At 59.7% G+C, this 20043-nt stretch carries 14 protein-coding genes and 4 pseudogenes; 14 read left to right on the top strand and 4 right to left on the bottom strand.

Annotated elements, in window-relative coordinates; translation table 11 throughout:
* Positions 1 to 128: 128 nt before the first annotated feature.
* Both OMP38_RS08635 and OMP38_RS08630 read right to left on the bottom strand, forming a co-directional pair.
* Positions 129 to 3504 (bottom strand): annotated as a pseudogene (locus OMP38_RS08635) (DUF5695 domain-containing protein).
* 610 nt (positions 3505 to 4114) lie between these two features.
* A pseudogene (locus tag OMP38_RS08630) lies at positions 4115 to 5027 on the bottom strand (ArsR/SmtB family transcription factor).
* A gap of 340 nt (positions 5028 to 5367) precedes the next feature.
* On the opposite strand from OMP38_RS08630, the pseudogene arfA reads away from it, so the two are divergent.
* Positions 5368 to 6937, top strand: a pseudogene (gene arfA, locus OMP38_RS08625) (arabinosylfuranosidase ArfA).
* 179 nt (positions 6938 to 7116) lie between these two features.
* Here the strand turns inward: arfA and OMP38_RS08620 are convergent.
* Both OMP38_RS08620 and OMP38_RS08615 read right to left on the bottom strand, forming a co-directional pair.
* Positions 7117 to 7536, bottom strand: coding sequence for a helix-turn-helix domain-containing protein (locus tag OMP38_RS08620; RefSeq protein WP_277564712.1), 420 nt, complete (start codon positions 7534 to 7536; stop codon positions 7117 to 7119).
* Positions 7537 to 7600: 64 nt separating this feature from the next.
* Positions 7601 to 7870: pseudogene (locus OMP38_RS08615) on the bottom strand (AraC family ligand binding domain-containing protein); the annotation flags it as partial.
* Between the two features lie 243 nt (positions 7871 to 8113).
* On the opposite strand from OMP38_RS08615, the gene OMP38_RS08610 reads away from it, so the two are divergent.
* From OMP38_RS08610 to OMP38_RS08550, 13 genes are all read left to right on the top strand, one after another.
* Complete coding sequence (locus OMP38_RS08610) at positions 8114 to 9172, top strand: Gfo/Idh/MocA family protein (protein WP_277564711.1); 1059 nt, start codon at positions 8114 to 8116, stop codon at positions 9170 to 9172.
* Positions 9173 to 9218: 46 nt separating this feature from the next.
* Positions 9219 to 10073, top strand: a complete 855-nt coding sequence (locus tag OMP38_RS08605; RefSeq protein WP_277564710.1) for a sugar phosphate isomerase/epimerase family protein — start codon at positions 9219 to 9221, stop codon at positions 10071 to 10073.
* A gap of 60 nt (positions 10074 to 10133) precedes the next feature.
* A complete protein-coding gene (locus tag OMP38_RS08600) occupies positions 10134 to 11012 on the top strand; it encodes a sugar phosphate isomerase/epimerase family protein (protein ID WP_277564709.1) in 879 nt (292 codons plus the stop codon).
* A gap of 352 nt (positions 11013 to 11364) precedes the next feature.
* Complete coding sequence (locus OMP38_RS08595) at positions 11365 to 11535, top strand: hypothetical protein (RefSeq protein WP_277564708.1); 171 nt, start codon at positions 11365 to 11367, stop codon at positions 11533 to 11535.
* 50 nt (positions 11536 to 11585) lie between these two features.
* Positions 11586 to 12701 (top strand): ABC transporter ATP-binding protein, encoded by a 1116-nt coding sequence (locus OMP38_RS08590; RefSeq protein WP_277564707.1) that lies wholly within the window; start codon positions 11586 to 11588, stop codon positions 12699 to 12701.
* The gene (locus tag OMP38_RS08585) at positions 12691 to 13497 is read left to right on the top strand and encodes an ABC transporter permease (RefSeq protein ID WP_277564706.1); all 807 of its coding nucleotides are present in this window, start codon (positions 12691 to 12693) and stop codon (positions 13495 to 13497) included. Before OMP38_RS08590 ends, OMP38_RS08585 begins: the two co-directional genes overlap by 11 nt.
* A complete protein-coding gene (locus OMP38_RS08580) occupies positions 13494 to 14297 on the top strand; it encodes an ABC transporter permease (RefSeq protein WP_277564705.1) in 804 nt (267 codons plus the stop codon). The genes OMP38_RS08585 and OMP38_RS08580 overlap by 4 nt, the downstream gene beginning before the upstream one ends.
* Positions 14294 to 15382, top strand: a complete 1089-nt coding sequence (locus tag OMP38_RS08575) for an ABC transporter substrate-binding protein (RefSeq protein WP_277564704.1) — start codon at positions 14294 to 14296, stop codon at positions 15380 to 15382. Before OMP38_RS08580 ends, OMP38_RS08575 begins: the two co-directional genes overlap by 4 nt.
* 38 nt (positions 15383 to 15420) lie before the next feature.
* Complete coding sequence (gene msrB, locus OMP38_RS08570; protein ID WP_277564703.1) at positions 15421 to 16386, top strand: peptide-methionine (R)-S-oxide reductase MsrB; 966 nt, start codon at positions 15421 to 15423, stop codon at positions 16384 to 16386.
* Positions 16387 to 16544: 158 nt separating this feature from the next.
* On the top strand, positions 16545 to 17246 hold the full coding sequence (locus tag OMP38_RS08565) for a response regulator transcription factor (RefSeq protein WP_277564702.1): 702 nt from the start codon (positions 16545 to 16547) through the stop codon (positions 17244 to 17246).
* Positions 17236 to 18318: a sensor histidine kinase gene (locus OMP38_RS08560; protein WP_277564701.1), complete on the top strand. Its 1083-nt coding sequence runs from the start codon at positions 17236 to 17238 to the stop codon at positions 18316 to 18318. Before OMP38_RS08565 ends, OMP38_RS08560 begins: the two co-directional genes overlap by 11 nt.
* Positions 18319 to 18964: 646 nt before the next feature.
* Positions 18965 to 19186, top strand: coding sequence for a hypothetical protein (locus tag OMP38_RS08555; protein WP_277564700.1), 222 nt, complete (start codon positions 18965 to 18967; stop codon positions 19184 to 19186).
* Complete coding sequence (locus OMP38_RS08550; protein ID WP_277564699.1) at positions 19147 to 20043, top strand: Gfo/Idh/MocA family protein; 897 nt, start codon at positions 19147 to 19149, stop codon at positions 20041 to 20043. Before OMP38_RS08555 ends, OMP38_RS08550 begins: the two co-directional genes overlap by 40 nt.

The raw sequence follows: 20043 nt of genomic DNA, 5'->3' as shown, positions 1-20043 counted from the left end.
CATGACATGCTTCTCGCTGCTCAGAATTGGCAATTCAACAGCCGGAAAAGCGAAAAAGCCGCCCCACAGTCATTTTCATGACTGGCGGGGCGGCTTCCTTCCGAAGGAAGCGTGCAAAAATGATCTGCTTAAGATTCCGCGTTTGAAGGCTCCGTCGCTTCGTCGTTCAGGCTATCGGCGCCGCCGGCTTCCGTGCCGGACTCAAGGGCGTTCGCAGGTTGGGCGACCAGGGACGCGCCGCCGGAAAACAAGGCGGAAATCTCCGGCCCCGACAGTGCCCGCGAGTAGATGCGGAAGTCGTCGATCGCGCCGTTCAAATAGGGATCGGCGTATTGGGACTTGCCGATGTAGTTCAGGTTCGTGCTGTCAAGGCTCGAAGGCTTCAGCGTCATGGACGTATTCGTCGCCGCCTGAACGCCGTCCACGTAAAGCCGGGCCGTCGTGCCGGACAGCGTGACGGCGACATGCTTCCAGGTGCCGGTCGCGAGCGGCGTCGAGGCTGTCATCAACTGCTCGCTGCCGTTGCCCGAGGTCGTGATCGCGAATCGCAGTCCGCCCGTGCCGCCCGACTGCGGCGCAAGGAACATATAGTTGTTCGTCCCTGTCCCGAAGTCGAAGATGCGGGCCCAGTCGCTGTTGGCGGTTACCTTGACCCAAGTCGAGATCGTGAAGTCGTTAAGCGAGCTTACGATGCCGGCAGGCAGGCTGGCATAGGCGTTCGTGCCGTTAAGCGCGAGGCCGTTGCCGGCTTTGCCGGCTACCCACGAGGTGCCGCCGGACAGCGTGGCATGGTTGCCGTTGCCCGAGCCGTCGGTCGCCGTCGTGCCAGATGTCTGGTTCATGTTGTAGGAGGCGATGATCTCGGGCTGAACGGGCGGCGTGCCGGGCTGCAGCTTGATGTCATAGGTCGCAGCGGTGCCTATGCTGAGCGAGACGTTGGTCGTCTGTCCGTTTACGGCCGTGACGTTGCCGACGACCGCATTGTTCACGAGGACGTTGTACGAGCCTGCGGCCAATCCCGTGAAGGCGACTTTGGTCGTGTGCGCCGTGCCGCTCGTCACGTTTTGCAGCGTGAAGTTGACGTAGTTTTTCGCCTGCGCCACAGTAGCGGCGGTATACTTGTCGCGTTCGAGCACCATGCCGAGCTTTTCGGTGATCAGGTTCAGACGTTGTCCGACGCCGTCCTTCGGCGTGATGACGTAGTTGCCGCCCGTGAGCGCGACGTCGGCGCCGTAGCCGTACAGGCCGAAGATCGGATCGACGGCGATGTCCGCGCTCAGAATCTTGATCGCGCCGAACAGACCGAGATCGGCTTCGCCGGACATGCCGCGCCAGCCGTTGAACAGCGGGCCGCCATCCAGGCCCAGGGCGCCATAGTTCCCCCTTGGTCATCTGATACGTCCACGATACGGCGCCGATGTTGGCGGGATCGGAGCTGATCTGGCCGGAGTTGATCGCGCTGACGTTGGCGATCTTGGCGGCGTAGGTTAGCCGCTCGTCGACCTCGGGGCTCGTCGAGCCGGTGCGCACCCAGTCATCCATCGCGTAGCCCGCCAGCGAGACGGTGTACTGGAAGTTCCACCAAGGCTCGCCGGTGATCGTGACCGGCACCGAGTAGAAGTACCAGAGCGGCATCTGGCCGCGCGTAGCCCGCGTCTTCGTATTGATCTTGCTCTTGATCGTACTGTTGTTGTTCATCTTGGCCAGGGTGTAGACGGCTTCTTCTCCCGTATTGTCGTAGTTGTACTCGGAGCCGTACGGGTAGGCGGAGCCGCTGAAGTTGTTGTACTTGGTCGCCATCTTGGCGATGATGTCGTTCGCCTGCGTCGTATAGCCTTCGTCCTGCAGCGCCTTGATGATCTCGGGCGTCGTCAGTTCGCCCATCAGGCCGGTGTTCCAGTTGTAGGCGACCGGACCGTCGTACAACGCCTTCATCACATTGTAGGCGCGGAGCAGGTAGGTCGTCCGAGGCTGCGCATAAGCGATCAGTCCGGGATACAGCTTGGCAATCTTATACATGCTGAAGTAGGTGTTGTAAATGTGAGGGTACGCGTAACCGCGGTAAGTCGGCGTCGTGTTGGGCGAGGCCATCAGGAAGTCGGGGACGAGGTAGTCGGTGTGGTGGCCGTTCATCAGATTGGTCCAGATCGCCGTCTCCAAATATTGATCGAGAGACGTGACCTCCGAGGCGACCGGCGTCTGCACGTTTTTCTCGGCGAGGAATTCGCCGTGGGTCAGGCCCCAATCGTCGCCCCAGCCCCAGTAGCCCGCAAAGTTGTTGCGCTTGGCTTTGGTCTGCATCATCCAGTCGTCGTACACTTTGTCCTTGATCGTGCCGGGGGCGTTCCATTGCTGATTATTCACCATGAAGGTCGCGTGGCGCTGCAAGGCAAGGTCGATCGGTTCGATCGCGTAGAACTGCAGGACCGTCTTCTCGCCGCTGCCGTAGGTCACGGTGACGTTGTTCGGTCCGAGCTTGCTCATCGTGAGCGAGTAGAGCTTATGGTCGGTGCCGGAGGTGCCGAGCGAAGCGATCGTCGTTTGCGACGGCGCGTCCGACGTCACCGATACGATCGTCTTGGACGTATGGAGATCGAACTTCGCCGTCTGATTGGTAGGCACGATCATGCCGGGCACGACGTTGACGTCGATGAGCCCTTCGCTGTACAGCCGGTCCTTGACGCCCTGCTCGCCGTTCGTCTTGAAAAACTTAAAGGCGTACGTCTTGCTGGCGCCCGGCGCGAGCGTCAGGCTCGTATTGGTCAGGTAGCCGCGGTTCGTGTTCTTAATGACGTTGGAGTGGATGTAGAAGACGGTCAAGCCCTCGGGCCATCCGCCCTGATCCGCCGCCCAGGTGCTGCCCGGGTGCTCCTCGGTCCGCCAGTTGTCCATGTACTCGAATCCGGCGCCGGTCGTCGCGTCGGGGACCATCAGGAGCGACGGTCCGATGCCGCTTGGACGCTGAGCGGTAATATAGGAGTTGTTGTTGCCGACGAACGAATGCGTGACGACGCGGGTCTCATAGATCTCTTCGTTGTTGCCGCCAGACCAGAATTCGTTGAACGGGAGCGGCAGTCCGAAGTCGCCGATCTCCAGCGTCTGCGCGCTGGTGTTCGTGACCGTGATCTGCCAGCGCAGATAATCGCTCGCAAGGGAGTAAGATTGGTCCACCTTGAAGTTGCGGATGCCTTCGGCATTGGCGGAGTTCTGGTAGGAAACGTTGACCGTGCTGCCGGATTGGCTCTGCGTCCGCGCGTCCGCCGATTTGCTCGTCCAGGCCTTGGTCCAGGCGCCGCTGCCGAGACGATAGGTGAACATCAGCTCGCCCAGCCATTGATGATCGGACGTATTCTGGTTGGGGGCGTTGGTGCCGTTCATTACATAGTTCGTGGCGAAAGAATCCCCGGCAATCGTCAGACTGCTAATCTCGCCGTTCGTGCCGGTCGTAACGTTGAAGCTGCTGTTGCTAAGCGTGTAGGCCGAAGCGTCTTTAGGGGAAGCCAGCCACACCGCAGCCGCCGCCGCGAAGATCGCCGAGTAGTAGAGCGCCTTTTTTGCGTGGCTTCGAACCGGACTCGATCATCATTTTATTCCTCCTTAAGGATGAGGCTCGTGCACAGGATCATCTCTCTCGACTCCGCTCCCGAGAATGCGCCAAGCTTTCCTTGGACCACCGTCCTTCCCTTTATTGTTTTAAATAAATTTAAAATCGTTTTTCGATATCATCATATTTCCAGTTAAAAGAATTGTCAATCCCGTATTGTAAGCGTTACAAAAACTAAATTTTGGCTATTTTCCTTGTTTTACTTGATCGTTTTTCTAAAATGGCGGTTAAAAGTATTTTAAAATATTTTTGATTTTTATAAATTAAAGGCGCGAGACGAGGGGCTGGCTTGGAAGGGAAGGGCCGAACGGAGCCGGTGCCTGCGCTTGACCGGCGGGCGGAGCCGGTGCCCGAATAATTACGGGCTTGGCGTACCCGGAGGGGACGAAGGCGATCCAGAAACGCCGAGGCTGGCGGATTGAAGCAACGTCGACGAAAAAAAGACCTCCTCGATCGGCCCGATTCAGGCTTCGGACAGCGCGAGGAGGGCAGGGTCGAACGAGGATGCCGCTATTCTTCCAAGTACAGGACGCGGATCAGAATGTCGTGGTCGTAGTTGCCGAAGTTGCGGCCGAACACGGTCAGCCCTTTTTTTGTTCGCCGATTCGGGCTCGACCTCGATCCTGAACGTCAGATCGCTCTTGTAGTCGAGCTCCAGCTCCGGCAGCGTCAGTTGGCCGATCCGGTAACCGTCGATGAAGCTGCCCTCGTCGTTGATGCGGACGATCTTGAGCAGGCCGTATTGATTGCAGTTCTGCGGCCACCAATCGGGATTGTAGGTGCCGCGCACGTCGCCGAAGTCGCCCGGACAAGTCCAGGTGCCAAGCTTCATGCCGTTCAGGGAGAAGGTAATATCCGAAGGCCAATTTTCCGAGGTGCCCGGCGCTTCGGAGCCGATCTCCATCATGAATTGAAGCTCCTTGAAGGTCTGGGTCGGCTTCAGATAGTTGGGCACCCGGTATTCGAGGAATCCCTCGGTGAGCCATACGATGCCCGCGTCCACGCGGCTCGGATCGGCGAAGTAGCGCGGGTCGTCGAATGTGCCGATCAGGCTGTCTTTGGTTGCCAGCCCGCAGGTGGGAACGGCGGCATAATTGCTGTAGTGGCCGACCCGCAGCTCCGTCTCGTAGAAGTTGTCCTCTTCTTTGCCACGCAGCTCCACCAGCAGCTTGTCTTCGTTCAGATGGCACATCTTTTGCAGCCCGTGCTTGCCCACGTTCGTGACGATGTGGATAAGCCCGCTCTCCTCCAGCTTCTTGATGTGCATCGTGATGGCCCCGTTGGTCAAGTTGAGCTTCTGCGCCAGATCGTTCAGATTCAGGTTGTGGTGCTTGACCAGCAGGTCGAGGATCTGGATGCGGATCTCGGAGCTGAGCGCCTTGAATATGTTTATGCCCGATTTGAGTTCCTTGATATGGATCATGAGCGGCGTTCTCCTCTGTTTGCGGATAGTCGTCCGGTGAAGACGCGCTTGGCTTTTTTTTATTATAAGTGATCCGAATGGCCGAATTACATATTTAAAATAATGATTCTAAAATAAAACGGCGAAAGCTGTCGCCAACGGCCGTTTGACAATTAAATTCGACTGGCGAGCGATAAAGGATATCCTTTTTTATTTTAGTTATATTTATAATTCCTTTTCGGAAAGCGTATTTAATTCTATTGACAGGAAAAATAACGGAAAATATGATAAACAGATAAAACATTTTAAATTTATTTAAAATAAAATCGATCCATGAGTTGAAGATGAGGGAGAGAGCGCATTGGAAGCCAAGCAGAGCAAGCTTATACTCGATAAGGATTATACCACAGGAGAGGTGGACGACAGGCTGTTCGGCTCCTTCGTCGAGCACCTGGGCCGCGCCGTATACGGAGGCATCTACGAGCCGGGTCATCCCGAAGCCGACGAGAGCGGCTTCCGCCGCGACGTGACGGCGCTCGTCCGGGAGCTGCGCATCCCGCTCCTCCGGTATCCCGGGGGCAACTTCTTGTCCGGCTACAATTGGGAGGACGGGGTAGGCCCCGCCGCGGAGCGGCCTCGCAGGCTCGATCTGGCCTGGCGGACGGTGGAGCCGAACGCCGTCGGCACGAACGAATTCGCCGCCTGGGCGAAGTCGGTCGGCGCAGAAGTGAACATGGCCGTCAATCTGGGGACGAGAGGCATCGACGCGGCGCGCAATCTGGTGGAGTATTGCAATCACCCCCTCCGGCACGTACTGGAGCGACCTGCGTATCTCCCATGGCTATGCCGAGCCGCATGGCTTCAAGACATGGTGCCTGGGCAACGAGATGGACGGTCCCTGGCAGATCGGGCGCAAAACGGCGACGGAGTACGGCAGGCTGGCGACCGAGACGGCGAAGGCGATGAAGTGGGTGGACGATTCGATCGAGCTGGTCGTCTGCGGCAGTTCCGCCCGCAAGATGCCGACGTACGCCGATTGGGAGGCGACGGTGCTCGACCATACGTACGAGGAGGTAGACTACTTGTCGCTCCATACGTACTACGGCAATCTGGACGGCGATACGGGCAACTACTTGGCCGCTTCGCTCGACATGGACGCCTTCATCCGCGAGGTGACTGCGATTTGCGATTATATCAAAGCCAAGAAACGCAGCAAAAAAACGATGCGGCTGTCGTTCGACGAATGGAACGTCTGGTTTCATTCGAACGGCGCCGACGCGAAGCAGCGCCCTTGGCAGACGGCGCCGCCGCTGCTCGAGGACGTCTACACGCACGAGGACGCATTATTGGTAGGGAGCATGCTCATCACCCTGCTGCGCCATGCGGATCGGGTGAAGATTGCCTGCCTGGCCCAGCTGGTCAACGTGATCGCGCCGATTATGACCGAGACCGGCGGTCCCGCATGGCGGCAGACGATTTTTTATCCGTTCCTGCATGCCTCCCTGTACGGACGCGGTATATCGCTGCACCCGCTAATCCAATCGCCCAAGTACGATAGCAAGGACTACACGGACGTGCCTTATCTGGATGCGGCAGCGGTATACGATGAGGCGTCGGGAGAGCTTGCCGTGTTTCTCGTCAACAAGGATCAGCGGGAGCCGATGCTGCTGGCTGCGGATATTCGCAGCTTCGGCGACTTGGCGGTCATCGAGCATCGTACGCTGGAGAGCGACGATCCGAAGGCGACCAACACGGCGAGCGATCCGCATCGCGTCGTCCCTCATAACCGCGGGGACGCGAGGGTAGACGGCGGTCGGCTTGCGGCCACGCTCGGCCCGCTGTCCTGGCACATGATCCGGCTGCGCGTCGCGCGCGGAGACGGCGCCGGTATCGTCGGCGTACCCGGCGCAGGGGCGAACGGCGACGCGTGAGGCGGAGAGGATGACCCGGCCGTGTTCGATCCCGTCCGGGAAATCTCGGCCTGACCCTCGCTTAATCGAGGCGCCGGCACCCGACGGAATCTCCGTCTAACGGCGCGGATGCGACAAAAAAAAGCCGGGACGGCCGTGTGGCAACGGTTCGTCTCCGGCTTATAGCGGGATGGCGCGGGTCAGGCATGCGCGGTGCTGCCTCGAAGGGAGGAGGGAGAGACGCCGCGATAGCTCTTGAACAGTCTGCTGAAATAGTAGATATCGCTGAAACCGTGCTCGAGCGCAATCTCCGAGATCGTCTTATTCGTATAGCGCAGGTCCTGCTCGCAGCGGCCGATCCGCACGAGGTTCACGTAGTCGGTGACCGAGCGGCTGGTGAGCTCCTTGAAGACGCGGCTGAAGTGATAACGGCTCATGCCTGCGACGCCGGCCAGCGTCTCCACGTCGAGGCGCCTGGCGTAGTTCGCTTCGATATGCTGCAGAACGGGCTCGATGCGGGTCAGCCGCCGAATGCGGGAGGCGAGCTCGCCTTCGGGCATGCTTTCCGCGACGTGTCCGCGAAGCATGACGGCGAGCAGCCGGTATAGGCAGGACTTCACCGAGAGCTCGTAGGCGATATCCTTTTTTTTGATACTCGTTGATCAGCTCGTCGAGACTCTCTTTGATGGCGGCGTCGCCGGTCACCCGGTTCGCGAAGCGGATGCGGGAACGGACGATCGGCGTGATGAATTTCGTCTCGGCCGAGTCCAGCCGGTGGCTGTGCAGCAGATCGGGGTCGAAGATGACCGCATAATAAGACAAACGGTCCGACATGCACACGCCTTGATGCAGATCGGCGCAGTTCACGACGATCAGGTCTCCCGGACCGACGTCGTAGCTGTTGGCGTTGCAAGTAATGCGCGCCGAACCTTCGATGATATATAGAAATTCCATGTGCTCGTGCCAATGCGGATTAAAAGCGGGCGTGCCCATTCGCTCGAACCGGCAAATATGAATTTTGAGCGGGAATTGGGGATCGGGCATATCCATCGGCTCCAGCAGATCGGGATTGCGATCCATGCGGGGGCACCTCCGTATCGCACAATATTACAAATCGCCAGCATAGCTATTCATGGCTGGCTCGCTCTATTCATTTTATAGTACAGGTAGACAAATGAGTAGAGGGAGGCAATACCTGTGAAAAAGCTGGGTATCGGCGTTATCGGCACGGGCTCGATCTCCGAATCGCATCTGAACGCGTACGCGGCCAACAAGGACGCGACGATCGTCGCGGTCTGCGACCTGAACCGGGAGCGCGCGGAAAAGGCGGCGGCAAAATACGGCGCTGCGAGCGTCTACACGAATTATCATGACCTGCTGGCGAATCCGGAAGTGGAAGCGGTCAGCATCTGCACGTGGAACCATACGCATGCGGAGATCGCGATCGCCGCGGTCAAGGCGGGCAAGCACGTGCTCGTGGAAAAGCCGCTCAGCATGACGGTTGAAGAAGCCGAAGCCGTGCGCGAAGCGGTCCGGTCCACCGACCGCATTTTGCAGGTAGGCTTCGTCCGCCGCTACGACGCGAACGCCCAACTGGCCAAGCGCTTCACGGAGCAGGGCGAGTTCGGCGAGCTTTATTACGCGAAGGCTTCGCTCATCCGGCGTCTCGGCAATCCGGGCGGCTGGTTCGCGGACAAGGACCGCTCCGGCGGCGGCCCGCTGATCGATATCGGCGTCCACGTCATCGATCTGTCCTGGTATCTGATGGGCCGTCCGAAGGTGAAGTCGGTCAGCGGCAACGTATACAACAAGCTCGGCAACCGTTCGAACGTCAAGGGGCTGTCCTTCTACCGTGCGGCCGACTACGACGCTTCGCGCAATACGGTCGAGGATCTGGCGAACGCGCTCATCCGGTTCGAGAACGGCGCGTCCCTGCTCGTCGAAGTCAGCTACGCGCTGCACGCCAAGAGCGACGAGTCCGCGGTCCGGTTGTACGGCACCAAGGGCGGGTTCGAGATCGATCCGGAGCTGACGATCGTCTCGGAGCGGCATGACACGATCCTGAACGTGACGCCGCAGGTCGACAGCCTGAAGTTTAATTTCCAGCAAGCGTTTCAGTCGGAAATCGACAGCTTCGTCGCTTCGGCGACCACGGGCACGGAGCCGCTGAGCCCTGTCGAGGACGGCCTGACGATGATGCGGATACTGCGCGCGATCTACGAATCGGCTGAGCAGGGCAAAGAGATCGAGCTTTGATTCGCGCGATTGCGGACGGCAACATGCGTATGAAGGAGCGAACGAAATGAAGCTTGGACTTAGCACGTATAGTTTGTACCGCGCGATCGAATCGGGCGAGTTGACGGTGACGGGCGCGATCGACTGGATGGCGGAGCAGGGCTGCGAGCACGTCGAGATCGTGCCGATCGGCTTCGACATCCGGACGCCCGGACTGATCGACGAGATCGTCGGCCGTGCGGCAGCCGCGGGGCTCGAGATCTCGAACTACGCGGTGGGCGCGAACTTCGCGGTCGACGACGACGAAGCGTACGAAGCGGAGATCGAACGCGTCAAGGGCGAGGTCGATATCGCGCGCGCGCTCGGCGCGAGGAAGATGCGGCATGACGTCGCTTCCCGCCAAGGCGCGTCGGTGGGCCAGTTCTGGCGCGAGCTGCCGCGGCTCGCGGATGCTTGCCGCCGCGTCGCGGAATATGCCGCGTCGGTCGGCGTCGTGACCAGCGTAGAAAATCACGGCTACTACATGCAGTCGAGCGAGCGAGTGCTGGGCCTGCTGGCGGAGACGAACCATCCGAACTTCCGTCTCACGCTCGACGTCGGCAACTTCATGTGCCTGGACGAGGATCCGGCGGCGGCCGTGATGCGGTCGATCGGCGAAGCTTCTATCGTGCATTTGAAGGACTTTTACCTGCGCCGCGGCGACCAGGATCCGGGCGAAGGCTGGTTCAAGACGGCGGCCGGCAACTATCTGCGCGGCTCGATCTTCGGCCAGGGCGACATCGACGTGCGCTCGGTGCTGCGCGAATTGAAGGCGTCCGGCTACGACGGCTATCTGTCGCTGGAATTCGAGGGCATGGAAGAGTGCAAGCAGGGCTCGCGCATCGGCCTGGCCAACGCGCGGCGCATTTGGTCGGAAGTATAGGTCGGCAATGGATAGATTAAAACATCGAGGCAACTTGAACGAGGAAGGGGACACATACGCATGGTGCAAATCGCGAATCCGATCGGCGTCATCGTCGACAGCTTCCGGGTCGGCGTGCGCGCCGGGCTGCTGAAGGCGAAGGAGATCGGCGCCGAGGGCGTGCAGATCTACGCGGTGGAAGGCGAGATGGATCCGGACAAGCTGGATGCGGCCGCGAGAGCGGAGCTGCGCGCGTACGTAGACTCGCTCGGCCTGCGCATCTCCGCGCTGGTCGGAGATCTCGCGGGACACGGCTTCCAGGACCGGCGGGAAAACGGCTGGAAGATCGAGAAATCCAAGCGGATTCTCGACCTGGCGCTGGACCTCGGCACGAACGTAGTGACGACGCATATCGGGATCGTGCCCGAGGACGAGACGAGCGGCGTCTACGCCGCGATGCACGATGCGGTCGAGGAGCTTGGCCGCTACGCCAGCGAGCGGGGCGCCTTTTTCGCGATCGAGACCGGTCCCGAGACTTCGGCGCGTCTGAAGGGGTTCCTCGACAAGATGAGCACGAAGGGCGTGTCGGTCAACTTCGACCCGGCCAACATGGTCATGGTGACGGGCGACGATCCGGTGCAGGGCGTCTACAACTTGCGCGACTACATCGTGCACACGCACGCCAAGGACGGCATCCGACTGCAGGAGACGGACCCCCGCAACATCTACGGCGCGCTCGGCTACGAAGCGATGTCGCACGAGAAGCTGGCGGAGCAAGGCGAGTCGGGCGAATACTACCGCGAGCTGCCGCTTGGCGAGGGCGGCGTGGATTGGCCCGCATACCTTCAAGCGTTGAAGGATATCGGCTATGAAGGCTTCCTGACGATCGAGCGCGAGGTCGGCGCGAGCCCGGAGCGGGATATTAAGCTGGCGGTCGATTTTCTGAAGCAGTATCGATAAGAAAAACATGGCTATTGGCGTCGCTCGGCTCCTTCGGGAGCATGGGCGGCGTTTTTGTTTCTATCTGAAACTAATCGGATGGAGCGGCGCCAAGACCGAGCGGATTTGTTGCTACATGAGACGATTATAGTGCATCAACGGGCTATCCTACGGATGTTGTTCCTACCCGAGACTTAATCTATGGCAAAGGCGTTCGTGCCAGCGGATTTGTTTCTACCTGAGACGATCGCGGCGCAAAGGCGCTCGGACCTTGAAGGTTTGTTCCTGCTTGAGACGATCGCGGCCCAAAGGCGCTCGAACCATGCAGCTTTGATTTCTACTCGAGATTGTCCAGGTGTTTTATGCCTCTATCATGCAGTGCGACTGGCGTGCGTTCGTCGGATCGGAGAACCCTGTCGCTGCTGCGCTGCTCAGCAGTTTGGACTATAATAAGAGCGGATCGCTGCAGGTCAAGCCGGCGTTTTTGCAAATGCTGATTCGCTTGGAGCTGGACGCGGCGCGGGCGGTTGCGATATCCGGGTAATAGGAGATAATAAGAGGATCGACAGGGTTCGCATAGATGGGAGAGTCGGAATGAGCGCAAGCGCAGAGCAGCCGATCATCCGCTTCGAGCGGGTGACCAAGAGTTACGAGGACGGGGAGACCGTCCTGAAGGAAGTGAGCTTCGAGATCCGGCGCGGGCAGTTCTACACGCTGCTCGGGCCGTCGGGCTGCGGCAAGACGACGATATTGCGGCTGATCGCGGGATTTCAGGAGCCGTCGTCGGGCGAGATTTATTTTAACGGGAAAGTGATCAACCGCGTGCCCGCCAACGAACGGCAGGTGAACACGGTGTTCCAGGACTACGCCCTGTTCCCGCATCTCGACGTGTTCGAGAACGTCGCCTTCGGCCTGCGCATCAAGCGCATGAAGCAGGCGGACGTCGAAGCTAAGGTACTCGAGGCGCTGCGCTTCGTCAATCTGAAGGGCTACGAGAAGCGGCAGATCACCGAGCTGTCCGGCGGCCAGCGGCAGCGGGTGGCGATCGCGCGTGCGATCGTGAACGAGCCGCAGGTGCTGCTGCTTGACGAGCCGCTGTCGGCGCTCGACCTTAAGCTGCGCACGGAGATGCAGTACGAGCTGCGCGAGCTGCAGCGGCGGCTCGGCATCACTTTTATTTTCGTCACGCACGACCAGGAGGAAGCGCTGGCGATGTCGGACGAGATCTTCGTCATGAAGGAAGGCACGATTCAGCAGAGCGGTACGCCGACGGATATTTACGACGAGCCGATCAACCGCTTCGTGGCGGACTTTATCGGGGAGTCGAACATCGTGGCCGGACAGATGGTCCGCGACTACGAGGTCCGCTTCGCGGGGCATACGTTCGAATGCGTGGACGGCGGCTTCCGGCCGGACGAGCCGGTCGAGATCGTCATCCGGCCCGAGGATCTCGAGATTACGCCGCCCGAATCGGGCAAGCTGGTCGTGAAGGTCGATTCTCAGCTGTTCCGCGGAGTACACTACGAGATCATCGGCTACGACGACGCGGGCAACGAGTGGATGGTGCATTCGACCAAGCGAGCGACGGTTGGGGAAAGGGTCGGACTCGGCTTCGATCCGGAGGCGATCCACGTCATGCGCTTCGGCGAGACCGAAGAAGAGTTCGACCGGCGGCTGCTCGCGTACGAGGAGAGTGCCGATGAACGCTAAGCGCAACGTCTACCTGGCGCCGTACCTGGCCTGGATGGCGCTGTTCATCGTCATTCCGATCGCCCTTATCGTCTACGATTCCTTCTTCGACATCGACGGCGGGTTCACGTTCGGCAACTACGAGAAGTTTCTGACGCCGATTTATTTGAAAATGACGGTCAGCTCGCTCTGGTACGCTTTCCTGATCACGCTGTTCTCGCTGTTGATCGCCTATCCGGCCGCATACGCGCTGACGAAGATGAAGCACAAGCAGCTGTGGCTGCTCCTGCTCATCCTGCCGAGCTGGGTCAATCTGCTGCTGAAAGTATACGCCTTCCTCGGCATCTTCGGCACGTACGGCTTCGTCAACGGCGCGCTCGAGGCGCTCGGGATCGGCCGCCAGCAGATTCTGTTCACCGACTTCAGCTTCGTGTTCGTGTCGGTATACATTTTTATCCCGTTCATGATCCTGCCGGTCTACAACGCGCTCGAGGACCTCAACCCGTCGCTCGTGTTCGCGGCCCGGGATCTCGGGGCGTCCGGCTGGACGACGTTCCGCAAGGTCGTGTTCCCGCTCACGCTTGACGGCGTCAAGGCGGGCTGCCAGGCCGTGTTCATCCCCGCGCTGTCGCTGTTCATGATCACGCGGCTCGTCGCTGGCAACCGGGTCATCACGCTTGGCACCGCGATCGAGCAGCACTTTCTGGTTACGCAGGATTGGGGCATGGGCGCGGCTATCGCGGTGTTCCTCATCATCGCGATGGTCGTCATTATGCTGCTGACCGGGACCGGTCAGGCGGGGAGGGTGAGACGATGAGCGCATCGAGACGCTGGCAGTCGGCCTACCTGATCGTCGTCTTCGCGGTGCTGTACGCGCCGATCGCCTACATGATTTTTTACTCGTTCAACAGCGGCGGCACGATGCACGGCTTCGAAGGCTTCACGCTCGAATACTACGGCGAAGTGTTCCGGGACGGGCGCCTGCTCATCATCGTACTGAACACGGTCGTCATCGCGCTGCTGTCGTCGACGATCTCGACGATCCTCGGCGTGATCGGGGCGCTCGCGATCATGCGGACGCGGACGAGGCGCTCGCGCAACGCGCTGCTGTCGATGAACAACGTGCTCATCGTCAGCCCGGACGTCATCATCGGCGCATCGCTGCTCGTCATGTTCACCATGGCCGGCATCCGGCTCGGCTTCACGTCCGTGCTCCTGTCGCACATCGCGTTCAGCGTGCCGATCGTCGTTCTTATGGTGCTGCCCAAGCTGCAGGAGATGAGCCCGACGCTCATCGATGCGGCGCGCGATCTGGGCGCGAGCGGCTGGCAGGTGCTGTCGCGGGTCGTCGTGCCGTTCATCAAGCCGGGCATCTTCGCCGGGTTTTTCATGGCGCTGACGTACTCGCTCGACGACTTCGCGGTCACCTTTTTCGTCACCGGCAACGGCTTTACCACGCTGTCCGTCGAGATCTACTCGCGCGCGCGGCAAGGCGTGTCGCTGTCGATCAACGCGCTGTCGGCGCTCATCTTCCTGTTCACGCTGCTCATCGTGCTCGGCTATTACGTGCTGAACCGGCGCAGCGCGAAGCGCCTCGGGACGGGGGTGCCGCGATGAAAAGCCTGGTACGGACGTTGGTCGCCGTCCTCGTCATCGCGGCCGGCCTGCTGATCGCCATCAACAGGCTCAATTCCTCGCAGGGCTACTCGGGCGCGGACACGCTTACCGTTTACAACTGGGGCGATTACATCGATCCCGACCTGCTGGACAAGTTCAGGGAGGAGACCGGCATCAAGGTCATCTACCAAACGTTCGATTCGAACGAGGCGATGATGACCAAGATCGAGCAGGGCGGCACGACGTTCGATATCGCCGTTCCGTCCGACTACGCCATCGGCAAAATGCGCCAGGAAAACCTGCTGCTGCCGATCGATCACGCCAAGCTGCCGAATCTGGCGAACATCGATTCCCGTTTTCTGAACCAATCGTTCGATCCGGGCAACGTCTACTCGATCCCCTACTTCTGGGGAACTGTAGGAATCGTGTACAACCCCGAGCTGGTCGGCGACCTGACGTTCGACAGCTGGGACGATCTGTGGGATCCGTCGCTGCGCAACAACATCCTGCTCGTCGACAGCGCGCGCGAGGTGATCGGGATGGGGCTGAACAGCCTGGGCTATTCGCTTAACGATACGGACGAGACGCATCTGCAGGAGGCGCTCGGTAAGCTCAAGAAGCTGACGCCGAACGTGAAGGCGCTCGTCGGCGACGAGATCAAGATGCTGCTCGCGGGCGAAGAGGCCGCGGTCGGGCTCGTCTGGTCCGGCGACGCCTCGGAGATCATGGACGAGAACGACAAGCTCGACTACGTCATTCCGAAGGACGGCTCGAACCTGTGGTTCGACAACATGGTCATTCCGAAGACGGCCCGCAATCTGGACGGCGCGCTCAAGTTCATGAACTTCATGCTTGATCCGGAAAACGCGGCGCAAAACGCCGAATACGTGGGCTACGCTACGCCAAACGCCAAGGCCATGCCGCTGCTGCCGGCCGAAATCGCGGAGGACAAGCGATTCTATCCGGAGCCCGCATTGACGGACAAGCTCGAAGTGTACGATAATCTGGGCAAGCGGATGCTCGCCCACTACAACGAGCTGTTCCTCGAATTTAAAATGCACAAAAAAGTAAATGATCGGGTATAAAAAAGATGCGTAGCATACGCGGAAGGAGCGATGGGAAGATGAGCCAAACATTCGAAAAAGCGACGTTCGCAGGAGGCTGCTTCTGGTGCATGGTGACGCCGTTCGACGAGCTCCCGGGCATTCACGGGATCGTATCCGGCTATACGGGCGGCCATGTGCCCAACCCGACCTACGAGCAGGTATGCTCGGAAACGACGGGACATCAGGAGGCCGTGCAAATCACGTTCGATCCGGATCTATTCCCGTATCGCAAGCTGCTCGGCATCTATTGGCAATCGGTGGATCCGACGGACGGCGGCGGCCAGTTTTTCGACCGCGGAGAATCGTATCGTCCGGTCATCTTCTACCATAACGAGGAGCAGCGGCAGGCCGCCGAGGAGACGAAGGCCGAGCTGGACGCCAGCGGGCGCTTCGACAAGCCGATCGCGGTGACGATCGAGCCCGCCTCCGAATTTTACCCGGCCGAGGACTACCACCAGGATTACCATAAGAAAAATCCGCTTCGGTACAAAATGTACCGCAAGGGATCGGGCCGCGACGCCTATATCAAGCGGCACTGGAACACGGACAAGGATAAGGAAGCGCTGCGCTCGCGTCTCACGCCGCTGCAGTTCGAGGTGACGCAGAACAACGCGACGGAGCATCCGTTCCGCAACGAGTTCTGGGACAATCACCGCGAGGGGCTGTACGTGGACATCGTGTCCGGCGCGCCGCTGTTCAGCTCGAAGGACAAGTTCGACTCGGGCTGCGGATGGCCGAGCTTCGCGAAGCCGCTCGATTCGGGCGGGGTTCGCGAGGAAGAGGACCTCACGCACGGCATGGTTCGCACGGAAGTGCGCAGCCGCGAGGCCGACTCGCATCTCGGCCACGTGTTCAACGACGGTCCGCGCGAGCTCGGCGGCCTGCGCTACTGCATCAACTCCGCCGCGCTGCGCTTCATTCCCGTCGAGGACCTGGAGCAAGAGGGCTACGGACGGTACAGGAGCCTGTTCGGCCAGGTCTGACCTTCGCCGCACGCCGATCGACCGAACCGTTAAGCAGCTTCGCTGCCTAACGGTTCTTTTGTTTAGAAAAACTTTATAAATCCTTCAACATTATCACATGCTTGAGCGACGAGGCTTTTTTTATAATGAAAAGGGAATGGACAAAAGGGGGAAACCGGATGAACGCCGCTCAGATCCTGATCGCGGACGATGATCGCGAGATCGCGGACCTGATCGCCATTTATCTGCTGAACGAAGGTTACCGCGTACTGAAGGCGGCGGACGGCCGCGAAGCGCTGTCGCTGATCCGGTCGGAATCGGTCCAGCTCGTCATCCTCGACGTGATGATGCCGGAGATGGACGGGCTCGAGGTGTGCCGCGCGGTGCGCAAAGACGACGCGGTGCCGATCTTGATGCTTAGCGCGAAGGCCGAGGACATGGACAAGATCATGGGTCTCATGACCGGGGCGGACGACTATATGGTCAAGCCGTTCAACCCGCTGGAGCTCGTCGCACGGGTCAAGTCGCTGCTGCGCCGTTCGTACGGCTTGAACGCCAAGCTGAAGCCGAACCGCGAGGACGACGATATCCAGATCCAATCGCTTCGAATCAACAAGAATACCCACACCGTCATGGCCGAGGACAAGCATATCAATCTGACCTCGACGGAGTTCGATATTTTGCATCTGCTGGCCAGCCACCCGGGGCAAGTGTTCAGCGCCGAGGCGATCTTCGAGGCGGTCTGGAAGGACAAGTTCCTGGAATCCAACAACACTGTCATGGTGCACATCAGCAATCTGCGGGACAAGCTGGAGCACGCGCTGGACGGCGCCAAGCCGATCCGGACGGTGTGGGGAGTAGGTTATAAAATTGAACCCTAATCCGCTGTTCGGCCTGCGCTTCAAGCTGCTGGTCCTGGTCGCGCTCAGTCTCGGGTTCGCGGCCGGCACGGCAGCGCTGCTTTATTTCCTCGCCGTGCGATACGATATTACGATCCTGAATGCGTTGACCTGGTGGTTTTACGAACGCTTCGGCAGGTCGATTACGCTCGCCTTCGCGATCCTCGCGCTTTTTATCGTCTATTTGTTCGTCTTCAGCCATGGCACTATTCGTTATCTGCTGCGAATCACGCAAGGGGTTGGCGAGATCGCCGAGGGCCGGTTCGACAGCCGCATCCCCGTCCGGACGAGCGACGAGCTCGGCGTGCTGGCGGATCGCATCAATGGCATGAGCGAGCGGCTGAAGCGCTCCATCGAGGAAGAGCGGCGGACGGAGCGGGCCAAGACGGAGCTCGTTACCAACGTCTCCCACGATCTGCGCACGCCGCTCACTTCGATCGTCGGCTATCTGGGATTGATCGAGCAGGACCGCTATCGGGACGAGGTCGAGCTGCGCCACTACACGGGCATCGCTTACGACAAAGCGCTGCGGCTTCAGGGACTGATCAACGACCTGTTCGAATACACCCGCACGAGCGGCGGGCTGCAGCTGCGGCTCTCTCCGCTTAACCTGGTCGAGATGCTGGGGCAGTTAGCGGTTCAGTTCAGGCTTCAGTTCGAGCAGGCGGGGATCGAAGGCGTTGCGGTTTTCGCTGAGAAGGAGCTCACCGTAGCGGCGGACGGAGACAAGCTGGTGCGGGTGTTCGAAAATTTGATCGACAACGCCATCCGATACGGCAGGAACGGCGGCAGGATCGAGATTCGGGCGCGGCGAGAAGGAACGGAGGCGGTGGCGGAGATCGTGAATTACGGCGAGCCGCTGCCGGCCTCGGCAATCCCGCTGCTGTTCGACCGATTTTACCGGCTGGAGCAATCCCGTTCTCGGCATACCGGCGGATCGGGCCTCGGGCTCGCCATCGCCAAAAACATCGTCGAGCTGCACGGCGGCGCGATCTCCGCGTTCAGCGGAGTGGGCGTCACTACGTTTCAGGTGAGGCTGCCGCTGGCGAGGTAGGAGTGCAAGCCTCGTTTCCTCATACGCGCGCCGGGTCGATGCCGATCCGGCGCGCTTGGCGTGCATTCACGCAGCAGAAACGCAGGCGATAACTGTTGAAAAGCAGTTATTTTTCATAACTATTTTTGGAAATTGAAAATAAGTGTTCAAAAGCAATTAATTTATCCGTTTCATGTTCAAAACGGTCCGAATCTCAGAATTAATTGCACTCTAACACTTATTTGCCTGAGAGCGGCGTGAATCCGGGAAATAACTGCGTTTTAACACTTATTTTCCTGTGAGCAGTCGCCTCGAAGCCCCAACCGCCACAGTAGCACGGTTTTTCCGTCTGACTCGCCGTCCCCACAGCTCTGAGCAACGTGAAGAATGGAAAGGAACGCGCTCCTAGCCATTGATTTTCGGTCAATTCCTCTCTTTTCTTTCCGCCATGCGCCAAATCGCATGAATTGACGCAAATTGAAGTGTACAGAACCAGAAAAGGGACGCTAGATTTAGGTTGCGGCAGCAGCACAAGCTGCGTCGCGCCGGCCGTTCGCGACCAGAGCGCGACGCGAGAAGCGCGGGAAGAGCGCGAGACACGATACACGAGACGCGACGCGAGACAGAGAAAGCAGGCCGCAGCATTCGTTCCGAAGGAGATTGCGAGATGAAGAAATTAAAGGTCGGCATGATCGGATTGGGCGAGATCGCCCAAATCATTCATTTGCCGATATTGCAGTCGATGCCCGATCGCTTCGAGCTCGTCGCCCTTTGCGACGTCTCTCCGGGCTTGCTTGCCTTGATGGGGAAAAGCACCGGGTTGAACATTTGTACGCCAGCGCTACGGAGATGCTCGACCGCGTCGACATGGACGCCGTGTTCGTGCTGAATAACATGGAATACCACACCGAATGCACGGTGGCCGCGCTGAAAAAGAACGTTCACGTATTCGTGGAAAAGCCGATGTGCATAAGCGACGCGGAAGCCGAACAAATCATCCGTGCGCGCGACGCGTCGCAGGCTCAGGTCATGGTCGGCTATATGCGCAGATTCGCGCCGGCGTACATGCGCGCGCTCGAGGAAGTGAAGGCGCTCGGGCCGATCAATTACGCGCGAGTGCGCGACATGATCGGCCCGAATGCTTTTTTCACCGGGCAGTCGGGCATTCATGTGCACCGATTCGGCGATTTGCCGGCCGAGGCCGTCCAGGATCGCAAGGACAGAAACGCAAGGCTCATGAAGGAAGCGATCGGCGAAGCCTCCGCCGAAGCGTATGCCGCGTACGGTCTGCTGCTGGGCTTGAACAGCCACGACTTCTCGGCGATGCGGGAGATGCTCGGCATGCCCCTGCGCGTGAAGGCGGCCTCCTCCCGGCAGGGCGGCCGATTCAAGAACGCCATCCTGGCATACGACGGCTTCGATGTCATGTTCGAGACCGGCGTGGACCAGCAGGGACGGTTCGACGCCCATATCGAAGTGTACGGCGAGCGCCGGTCGGTTCTCGTTCAGTACGATACGCCGTATTTGCGCCAATTGCCGACGACGCTGCGCATTCGGGATACGATCGGGGATTCGCTGGCGGAGACGGTCGTCCGTCCGACGTACAAGGACGCGTATACGTGCGAACTTGAATATTTCTACGAGGTCGTCGCGAACGGCCTGACGCCCAAAACGACGCCGGAGGACTACCGGCAGGATCTGAAGATCGTCAAAATGATCATGGAAGCGATCGGCGATGAGGTTTGA

This window comes from Cohnella ginsengisoli (genome assembly GCF_029525555.1).
Classification (GTDB): domain Bacteria; phylum Bacillota; class Bacilli; order Paenibacillales; family Paenibacillaceae; genus Cohnella; species Cohnella ginsengisoli.
The sequence above is the reverse complement of the archived record's forward strand: the minus strand, read 5'-3'. Positions and strand labels throughout refer to the sequence as shown.

Excerpts from the sequence above, each read along its gene's own strand:
- OMP38_RS08605 (WP_277564710.1), top strand. The coding sequence starts at position 9,219 with ATGAAGCTTGGACTTAGCACGTATAGTTTGTACCGCGCGATCGAATCG.
- OMP38_RS08600 (WP_277564709.1), top strand. The coding sequence starts at position 10,134 with ATGGTGCAAATCGCGAATCCGATCGGCGTCATCGTCGACAGCTTCCGG.
- OMP38_RS08595 (WP_277564708.1), top strand. The coding sequence starts at position 11,365 with ATGCAGTGCGACTGGCGTGCGTTCGTCGGATCGGAGAACCCTGTCGCT.
- OMP38_RS08590 (WP_277564707.1), top strand. The coding sequence starts at position 11,586 with ATGAGCGCAAGCGCAGAGCAGCCGATCATCCGCTTCGAGCGGGTGACC.
- OMP38_RS08585 (WP_277564706.1), top strand. The coding sequence starts at position 12,691 with ATGAACGCTAAGCGCAACGTCTACCTGGCGCCGTACCTGGCCTGGATG.
- OMP38_RS08580 (WP_277564705.1), top strand. The coding sequence starts at position 13,494 with ATGAGCGCATCGAGACGCTGGCAGTCGGCCTACCTGATCGTCGTCTTC.
- OMP38_RS08575 (WP_277564704.1), top strand. The coding sequence starts at position 14,294 with ATGAAAAGCCTGGTACGGACGTTGGTCGCCGTCCTCGTCATCGCGGCC.
- msrB (WP_277564703.1), top strand. The coding sequence starts at position 15,421 with ATGAGCCAAACATTCGAAAAAGCGACGTTCGCAGGAGGCTGCTTCTGG.
- OMP38_RS08565 (WP_277564702.1), top strand. The coding sequence starts at position 16,545 with ATGAACGCCGCTCAGATCCTGATCGCGGACGATGATCGCGAGATCGCG.
- OMP38_RS08555 (WP_277564700.1), top strand. The coding sequence starts at position 18,965 with ATGAAGAAATTAAAGGTCGGCATGATCGGATTGGGCGAGATCGCCCAA.
- OMP38_RS08550 (WP_277564699.1), top strand. The coding sequence starts at position 19,147 with ATGCTCGACCGCGTCGACATGGACGCCGTGTTCGTGCTGAATAACATG.